Genomic DNA, 8,104 nt, shown 5'->3' on the forward strand with positions numbered 1-8,104 from the left:
GGTCGTTGGCTTTGGCGTTCGCGATGGCCGCGTCGCTGCTGCCGGTGCGGGTGGCGCTGGCGACGGCGTCCCACAGGCCGATATGGGCTTCGCGCAGGGCGGCGAGACGCGCTTCGTAGGGGAGGGCGGGCAAGTCGGCGCGGTCGATGACGGCGGCGATCAGGCGCCAGAACTGGTTTTGCGGGTGCGCGTAATATTGGCGCGCGGCGAGGCTGCGCTCACCGGGCAGGCTGCCGCACACGAGCACGCGGGTGCGGGCGTCGGTGACGGGCGGGAAACTGGCCTTGCGGCTCATGCGACGGGGGCGATGTCGGTGTGGATGAAGTCGTCGCCCTTGAAGAGCAGGGGCTGGCCGGTGGATTTGGCGAGTGCGTAGGCGAAGCAATCGCCGAAATTGAGGCGGGCGGGGTGGTTGCCCTTGCCGTAGGTTCGATAGGCGACGGCGCCGATCTCAGCCTGTTCAACGGTGACCGGAGCGATGTCGATCGGAAACAGGCGCAGAAGTTCGTCGAGGCGGGGGCGAAGGCTGCGGTCGCGGCGGCGCGACAACACCACCTCCAGCTCGACCCAGCTGCCCGCCGACATTTGTCGGGAAGGGGCGAGGGCGAGCAAGCGCGTCAGGGCGTCCTGATCCGGTTCGCCGATCAGGATCGCAATGATCGCCGAGGTGTCGACGATCATTTCGGCAGGCCGTCCTCATCATAGATTTCATCCATGATCTCCTTGGACGTCTTGCCATGCCATTCGGGTGGCATTTCGGCCCGGAACTGCCGGCTGATTTCCCGCACGGCGGCGATCTTTTCCTCGATCTCGGCCTCGCGCTTGCGGGCTTTTTCCTCGAGGGCTTCCTTGATCGTCTCGGTCACGCTCTTGCCGAGCTGTCGGGCGAGGTCGCGCGCCAGTTCGACGGTTGCTGCGTCCTTGATGTTGAGTTGCGCGCCCATGTCTACCTCCAGCCTCGTGTCCTCTACCATGGTCCGTGCGGGGCGACCAGCGGCGGGGTGGGGCAAGCCGGTAGCAGTGCCCGCATAGTTTCGCTTGCTTGCGGCGCGGCGGGGGCAGTGCCTATGTTCCGCCCATGAAAGTTGCACAGGATACCATCGCGCTGATCGGCAACACCCCGCTCGTCCGGCTGAAAGGGCCGAGCGAGGCCGCCGGGTGCGAGATTTTCGGCAAGTGCGAATTCGCCAATCCCGGCGCGAGCGTGAAGGATCGCGCGGCGCTGTTCATCGTCGAGGATGCCGAGGCGCGCGGACTGATCGCGCCGGGCGGAACGATCGTCGAGGGGACGGCGGGCAATACCGGCATCGGGCTGGCGCTGGTCGCCAATGCCAAGGGCTACAAGACGATCATCGTCATGCCCGAGACGCAGAGCCGCGAGAAGATGGACACGCTGCGCGCATTGGGTGCCGAGCTGGTGCTGGTGCCGGCCGCGCCCTATTCGAACCCCGGGCATTTCGTGCACACGTCGCGGCGGATCGCCGAGGAGACGCCGAACGCGATCTGGGCGAACCAATTCGACAATATCGCCAATCGCCGCGCGCATATCGTCGGGACGGCGGAGGAGATCTGGACCCAGATGGAGGGGCGGATCGACGGCTTTACCTGTGCCGCCGGGACCGGGGGCACGATTGCGGGCGTCGGCCTTGGCCTCAAGGAAAAGGACGAGAAGGTCCGCATCGCGCTGAGCGATCCGCATGGCGCGGCGCTGTTCAACTATTATGCGCATGGCGAGCTGAAGGCCGAAGGGTCGTCGGTGGCCGAGGGAATCGGGCAGGGGCGGATCACCGCGAACCTGGAAGGCGCGCCGATCGACACGCAGTTCCGCATCTCCGACGAAGAGGGGATGGAGTGGGTGCGCCGGTTGCTGGCCGAAGAGGGGCTGTGCCTGGGGCTGTCGTCCGGGATCAATGTCGCGGGCGCGGTCGCGCTGGGGCGCGAATTGGGGCCGGGCGCGCGGGTCGTGACGATCCTGTGCGATACGGGATTTCGTTATCTTTCAACGCTGTACAACCCGGAATGGCTGCGACTCAAGGGGTTGGCTGCGGCCGATTGACCGGGACGCCGTCAATGCAAGTGACAAAACGGGGTTCGACAATCGGCTGTTAAGGCGTTACATTTATGCCACAGCTTATGAAGTCGATGCCCAGCGATCCTCAATCCAGCATGCAGCGGGTCCGCGTCGGACTGACCGGGCTTGCCAGCGTGCTGCTGCTGATGGGGGTCGCCAGCGCGGTCTTTTCGTCGGCGCGGGACGAGGCGCCGGTGCTCGCCGAAGGGGCGCCGAAACCCGACGTGGTCGCCAACATGACCGAGGGCATGGTCACCAACAGCGCCGCCGAGCCGAAGGACGAGCCGATCGCCGAGCTCGGCATCGCCCCGCGCACCGCTGAATCCCCCGCGCCCGACGTGACGCCAGCCCCCGCCGCCGGGGAATGAGCGCCGCCGTCCCGCGACTCCGCGCCGCATCGCGGGAATTTCCGGGAATTGCCGCCATTGTCCGCCTGTCCTGCCCGAAAGGCGGCGGATCGATCGATTTTGCCCTGCCAGCCCAACAGAACATAAGGTGTTCACTTAACGAATGAAGTGAAAACAGCGGTAACCCAAGGCATAAAGTGGGGCAAATTACCGCGAAATCCCGAGTTCAGGCATTGAAAACCCGGACCGCTTGCGATAGGCCAGCGGTTAACAGGGTAACCTTTATCGTCGGCCATCATGGGTCCGGGGCGTGCGATGGCGCGCCGCGACAGGCGGAGAGGCGTGCCCGGGAGGCAAGGGGCAAGGGTGGCACGCAGCGGCTACAGAGGGGTCGGCTTACAGCTGGTGGACGACAAGGGTCGTGTCGCCATCCCCTCGGCCCTGCGCGCGACGCTGGAGAAGAACAGCGGCCACCCGACCGACAGCAAGGAAGCCCGCGTCGCGATCCTGTCGCCGCACGAAACCGACAAATGCCTGGTCGCTTATGACGAGCCCTATTTCGATGTGGTGATGGAGCGGCTCGACGCGCGCGCCACCGAATTTGCCGGCGATCGCGGGCAGGCCGATGCCAATATCTGGCGCGACGGCGTGGGGGCGAGCGAGAATATCGCGTTCGATCCGTCGGGCCGGTTCGTCCTGCCGGGCATGCTTGGGCACCTCGCGGGGATTCCCAAGGGTAGCTACGCGTTCTTCATGGGCGTCGGCGCGATGATCGAGCTGTGGAACCCGCGCACCTTGCTCGACCATCCGACCATCTCCGAACAGATCAAGGCGGCGTGCCGTTACTGCCTGGAAGAGAAAGGGGTGGTGCTGTGACCGCGCCCCTGACCGACATCGTCGTTAACCAGGATCGTCCACATATTCCGGTGATGCTGGCCGAGGTGCTCGATGCGCTCGCGATCCAGCCCGGCGAGCGCCATGTCGACGGGACGTTCGGTGCTGGTGGCTATACGCGCGCGTTCCTCGAGCGGGGCGCCGAGGTGGCCGCCTTCGATCGCGATCCCGACGCGATCGAAGGCGGTCAAGCCCTTGTCAACGCGAGCGAAAATCGCCTGATCCTGATCCAGTCGCCCTTTTCCGCGATGGATCGGGAACTGGAGGCGCGGGGGCTGTCGCCGGTCGATGGCGTGACGCTGGATATCGGCGTGTCGTCGATGCAGCTCGACCAAGCGGAGCGCGGTTTCAGCTTTCAGGCGGACGGTCCGCTGGACATGCGGATGGACCAGTCCGGCATGACGGCGGCCGAATTGGTTAACGAAATCAGTGAGTCTGATTTAACCACGATATTGCGGAATTACGGGGAAGAAAAACAGGCCCGACGTGTGGCACAAGCGATTGTGAAGGCACGGCCTCTCGCGCGCACGGGGGACCTGGCCAATGTGGTGCGGCGGGCCCTTGGCTATCGTCCGCATGAGAAGAAGGACCCGGCCACCCGGACCTTCCAGGCGATCCGGATTCACCTCAACCGCGAGCTCGACGAGCTTGAGGAAGGGCTGGTTGCGGCCGAGCGGGCGCTGAAGCCGGGCGGGCGGCTGGCGGTGGTGACGTTCCACAGCCTGGAAGACCGGATGGTCAAGAAATTCCTGCGCGAACGCAGCGGGAGCGAGCCGACGGGATCGCGGCATCGCCCGATGGTCGCGGCGGAACAGGCGCCGAGCTTCGAACCGCCCGCAAAGGCGATCCGGGCCGGCGAGGATGAGATTGCGGTGAACCCGCGTGCCCGGTCCGCGACTTTGCGTGTCGCGCGGCGCACGGCGGCACCGGCGTGGCGTTGAGGAGGCGGTGATGGCGATCAAGGCGTTGAGCGGCTTTGGATGGTTTCTGACCGGCGTGATCGTGGCGCCGGCCTGTTACCTCGTGTCGTCGCAGGTCGCGGCGGAGCGGTCGAAGGTCGAGGCGGTCGAGCGTGCCATCGCGCAGGCGCACAAGGATATCCGGGGCCTTGAGACCGAGTTCGACACGCGCGCCAACCTCGCCCAGCTCGAGCGCTGGAATGGCGAAGTGATGCGCTACACTGCGCCGACTCCGCGCCAGTTCCTGGGCAGCGACACCGAACTGGCGGCGCTGCGTCCGATGGAGGGTGACGGCACCGCCGAGCGCTACGCCGCGATGGTGGTGCCGCAGGGCATGCCCGAAGTGATGAGCGGTCCGGCGGTGGCAAGCGATGCGGTCGCGGCGGTCAAGCCGGTGGCCGAGAAGGCGGTTGTTGCCAAGACGCCAGCCGGACCCGTCGGGGTAGCGGCTGCGGCTGTCGCCAAGCCGAAGCGCGTGACGATGCCGACCCCAGTGGTGGCGAAGGACGCGGCGGTGGCATCGCTGGACAGCAAGCTGCTCAAGGACTCGAGCTTTGGCGACCTGATGCAGGGCGTCCGCGCAGAGGCGCGTAAATTGCGGTGACGGTGCTGGTCGCCCCAGCGCCGCGGATCCGCGCACGCGACGGCAAGGGTGCGTCGCCGATTGCGGTCGCGCATATCCGCCTGATGATCCTGACGCTGCTGTTTGCGGCGGCGTTTGCGGTGATCGTCGGGCGGCTGGCGCTGCTGGCGGTCTTTGCCGAGCCGCAGCGGACGCCGAGCGTCAATGCGATGCTGGTCCCGCTGCGCGGCGATCTGGTTGACCGCAACGGCGCGCCGCTGGCCCGCACGATCGATGCCTGGTCGATCGGCGTGCGGCCCGACCGCGTGATTGGCGACAAGGCGGCGCTGGCGCAGATGCTGGCCGCGACGCTGCCGGGCAAGAGCGCGGCGGACTATGCCAAGCTGCTCAACAGCGACGCGAAGTTCACCTATCTCAAGCGCCGCGCGGTGCCCGAACTGGTCGCCGCCGTCCATGCGCTGGGCGAGCCGGGGATCGAGTTCGCGCGCGAACCGCAACGGCTGTATCCGCAGGCGACGCTGGCGGCGCACGCGCTGGGCTTTGTCGATTTCAACGGCAAGGGCGTCAGCGGGATGGAGCATATCCTCGATCGCCAGCTGACCGACCCGGCGCAGCGCGGCAAGCCGGTGGCGCTGTCGATCGACCTGCGCGCGCAGGCGGCGCTCGACAGCGAACTGGGCACGGCGATGGCGACGTTCCAGGCGCGCGGTGCGGCGGGCGTGATCCTGGACGTGGCGACGGGCGAAGTGGTGGCGATGACGTCGCTGCCGACCTTCAACCCCAATAACGTCAAGGGCGCGAACCCCGAGCATTTCCGCAATAATGTGACGCAGAGCGTGTACGAGCTCGGCTCGACGTTCAAGCCGCTGACCATGGCATTCGCGATCGAGAGTGGCGTCGCGCCGTCGATGTCGAAGCGCTATGACGCGACCGAGCCACTGCAGGTCGGCGGGTTCAAGATCCGCGACGACCATGCGCAGAAGCGCTGGCTGAACATCCCCGAGACGCTGATCCATTCGTCCAACATTGCCACCGCGCGGATCGCCGACGAGCTGGGCAAGGAGCGGATGGAGGCGATGTTCCGCGGCCTGGGCTTCGACACCAAGGCGCCGATCGAGCTGGGCGGTGTCGCCGGGCCGCTATGGCCGAAATATTGGGCGCGCACCACGGTGATGACCACGGCCTATGGCCATGGCATCGCCGTGACGCCGCTGCATCTGGCCAGCGCCTATGCCGCGATGGTCAATGGCGGGGTGTGGCGTCCGGCGACGCTGCGCAAGATCGAGCCGGGCAAGGTGCCGGCCGGGCGGCGGATCATTTCCGAGGCGACCAGCGCCCGGATGCGCCAGCTGATGCGCCTGATCGTCACCCATGGCACGGGCAGCAAGGCCGATGCGCCGGGCTATCGCGTTGGCGGGAAGACGGGCACTGCGGAAGTTCCCGGGCGCGGCGGATATCAGCGCAACAAGAACGTCTCGACCTTCGCAGCGGCTTTTCCCATGGACGCACCGCGCTATGTGGTGCTGGTGATGCTCGATTCGCCGATCGGTAATGCGCAATCCGCAGGCCAGTCCACCGCCGGGTGGACCGCGGCCCCCGTCGTTAACCGCGTCGTGATGCGCACCGGCGCGATGCTGGGCGTCGTTCCCGACGAGCGCCGCGACGTCGACGTGTCCGACCTCACCCCGCTGCTGTGGCATGCCGAAGCCAAGGGCAAGCCTGCGGTCGCGGCGGCGCTGGGCACGGGGGTGGACGAGTGAAGCTCGCTGACCTGACCGGTGGGGACGAGCAGGACATCGTCACCGGCTTTGCCATCGATCACCGCAAGGTCGCGCCGGGCACCGTGTTCGGCGCGTTTCGCGGCATGCGCTTCAATGGCGAGGACTATATCGCCGAGGCGATCGCGCGCGGGGCCATCGCGGTGGTGGCGCGGCCGGAAGTGACGGTCGAAGGCGCGGCGCATATCGCGAGCGACCATCCGCGCACCGAATTTGCCCGGATTGCGGCGCGCTTCTTCGCGCCCTTCCCCGAGACGTCGGTGGCGGTCACCGGGACCAATGGCAAGACATCGACGGTCGAGATGGTGCGACAGCTGTGGCGGATGGCGGGGCATCATGCCGCGTCGATCGGCACGCTGGGGGTGACGACGGCGGGCGAGACGGCGTCGACCGGACTGACGACACCCGATGTCGTGACGTTCCTGTCCAATGTCGCAGGGCTGGCGCGCGAGGGCGTGACGCATCTGGCGTTCGAGGCATCGAGCCATGGCCTGTCGCAATATCGCACCGAGGGGCTACCGGTGGCGGCGGCGGCGTTCACCAATCTGAGCCGCGATCACCTGGATTATCACAAGGACATGGCGGACTATCTGACCGCCAAGTTGCGGCTGTTCGCCGATGTGCTCGATCCCGGCGGGACGGTGGTGGTGTGGGCCGACGATCCGCATAGCGAGCGGGTGATCGACATTGCGCGGATGCGCGGCAATCCGATCATCACCGTGGGCGAGCATGGCGACACGATCCGGCTGGTGTCGCGCGTGCCGACCCTGCTCGACCAGAAGCTGGAGATCGCATTCGGGGGCGAGACCTATCGCGTGGGCCTTCCGCTGATCGGGGGGTATCAGGCGGCGAATGCGCTGGTCGCGGCGGGGCTGGTGATCGGCACCGGGGGCGATCCGGCGCAGACCTTTGCCAATCTGGCGCGGTTGCAGCCGGTGCGCGGGCGGCTGGAGCGCGCGGCGATCAGCAAGACCGGGGCGCCGGTCTATGTCGACTATGCGCACACGCCCGACGCGATCGAGGCGGCGATTGCGGCGCTGAAGCCGCATGCGGTCGGGCGGCTGATCATTGTGCTCGGCGCGGGCGGCGACCGCGATCCGGGCAAGCGCGAACCGATGGGGCAGGCGGCAGCAGCCGGCGCGGACCTGGTGTTCGTCACCGACGACAATCCGCGCGGCGAAGATGCGGCGGCGATCCGGCGCGACGTGATGAAAGGCTGTCCCGACGCCACCGAGATCGGCGATCGGCGCGCGGCGATCATGGCGGCGGTTGCGGCGGCGGGATCGGAGGATATCGTGCTGATCGCCGGCAAGGGGCATGAGCAGGGGCAGATCGTGGGGGAACTGGTGCTGCCGTTCGACGATGTGAGCGTCGCGCGCGAGGCGGCGTCGTGAGGGGGACGTTCTGCAGGTTCCCCTCCCGCTTGCGGGAGGGGAACCTGCAGAACGTCCCCCTCACGACGCCGCCTCGCG

Annotated in this window: 10 protein-coding genes; 7 read left to right on the plus strand and 3 right to left on the minus strand. The window is 67.2% G+C overall.

The genetic code is table 11. The features are described 5' to 3' along the window. From AX681_RS11620 to AX681_RS11630, 3 genes are all read right to left on the minus strand, one after another. A partial coding sequence (locus tag AX681_RS11620; protein ID WP_082749546.1) for a DNA-deoxyinosine glycosylase occupies nucleotides 1-295 on the minus strand: 295 nt, incomplete at its 3' end. After that, nucleotides 292-681: a type II toxin-antitoxin system VapC family toxin gene (locus tag AX681_RS11625; protein ID WP_066663979.1), complete on the minus strand. Its 390-nt coding sequence runs from the start codon at nucleotides 679-681 to the stop codon at nucleotides 292-294. The genes AX681_RS11625 and AX681_RS11620, both read right to left, overlap by 4 nt. Further along, entirely contained in the window at nucleotides 678-944 is a 267-nt protein-coding gene (locus tag AX681_RS11630; protein ID WP_066663982.1) for a type II toxin-antitoxin system VapB family antitoxin, read from the minus strand. Before AX681_RS11630 ends, AX681_RS11625 begins: the two co-directional genes overlap by 4 nt. A gap of 134 nt (nucleotides 945-1,078) precedes the next feature. Between AX681_RS11630 and AX681_RS11635 the strand changes: the two genes are divergently transcribed. The 7 genes from AX681_RS11635 to AX681_RS11665 all read left to right on the plus strand — a co-directional run bounded on the left by AX681_RS11635 (nucleotide 1,079) and on the right by AX681_RS11665 (nucleotide 8,026). Further along, nucleotides 1,079-2,056, plus strand: a complete 978-nt coding sequence (locus AX681_RS11635; RefSeq protein WP_066663984.1) for a cysteine synthase A — start codon at nucleotides 1,079-1,081, stop codon at nucleotides 2,054-2,056. A gap of 65 nt (nucleotides 2,057-2,121) precedes the next feature. After that, nucleotides 2,122-2,439, plus strand: coding sequence for a hypothetical protein (locus AX681_RS11640; protein ID WP_156442911.1), 318 nt, complete (start codon nucleotides 2,122-2,124; stop codon nucleotides 2,437-2,439). 345 nt (nucleotides 2,440-2,784) lie between these two features. Continuing rightward, nucleotides 2,785-3,294 (plus strand): division/cell wall cluster transcriptional repressor MraZ, encoded by a 510-nt coding sequence (locus AX681_RS11645; protein ID WP_156442912.1) that lies wholly within the window; start codon nucleotides 2,785-2,787, stop codon nucleotides 3,292-3,294. Further along, on the plus strand, nucleotides 3,291-4,253 hold the full coding sequence (gene rsmH / locus AX681_RS11650) for a 16S rRNA (cytosine(1402)-N(4))-methyltransferase RsmH (RefSeq protein WP_269450551.1): 963 nt from the start codon (nucleotides 3,291-3,293) through the stop codon (nucleotides 4,251-4,253). The genes AX681_RS11645 and rsmH overlap by 4 nt, the downstream gene beginning before the upstream one ends. 10 nt (nucleotides 4,254-4,263) lie before the next feature. Next, nucleotides 4,264-4,875, plus strand: coding sequence for a hypothetical protein (locus AX681_RS11655; protein ID WP_156442913.1), 612 nt, complete (start codon nucleotides 4,264-4,266; stop codon nucleotides 4,873-4,875). Next, entirely contained in the window at nucleotides 4,872-6,614 is a 1,743-nt protein-coding gene (locus tag AX681_RS11660; RefSeq protein WP_066682283.1) for a peptidoglycan D,D-transpeptidase FtsI family protein, read from the plus strand. Before AX681_RS11655 ends, AX681_RS11660 begins: the two co-directional genes overlap by 4 nt. Continuing rightward, nucleotides 6,611-8,026, plus strand: coding sequence for a UDP-N-acetylmuramoyl-L-alanyl-D-glutamate--2,6-diaminopimelate ligase (locus AX681_RS11665; RefSeq protein WP_066682286.1), 1,416 nt, complete (start codon nucleotides 6,611-6,613; stop codon nucleotides 8,024-8,026). The genes AX681_RS11660 and AX681_RS11665 overlap by 4 nt, the downstream gene beginning before the upstream one ends. The last annotated feature ends 78 nt before the right edge of the window (nucleotides 8,027-8,104 follow it).

The sequence above is a fragment of the Sphingomonas sp. CCH9-E2 genome, from assembly GCF_001557215.1.
GTDB lineage: Bacteria > Pseudomonadota > Alphaproteobacteria > Sphingomonadales > Sphingomonadaceae > Sphingomonas.

Excerpts from the sequence above, each read along its gene's own strand:
- AX681_RS11630 (WP_066663982.1), bottom strand. The coding sequence starts at position 944 with ATGGGCGCGCAACTCAACATCAAGGACGCAGCAACCGTCGAACTGGCG.
- AX681_RS11640 (WP_156442911.1), top strand. The coding sequence starts at position 2,122 with ATGCCACAGCTTATGAAGTCGATGCCCAGCGATCCTCAATCCAGCATG.
- AX681_RS11655 (WP_156442913.1), top strand. The coding sequence starts at position 4,264 with ATGGCGATCAAGGCGTTGAGCGGCTTTGGATGGTTTCTGACCGGCGTG.
- AX681_RS11635 (WP_066663984.1), top strand. The coding sequence starts at position 1,079 with ATGAAAGTTGCACAGGATACCATCGCGCTGATCGGCAACACCCCGCTC.
- AX681_RS11625 (WP_066663979.1), bottom strand. The coding sequence starts at position 681 with ATGATCGTCGACACCTCGGCGATCATTGCGATCCTGATCGGCGAACCG.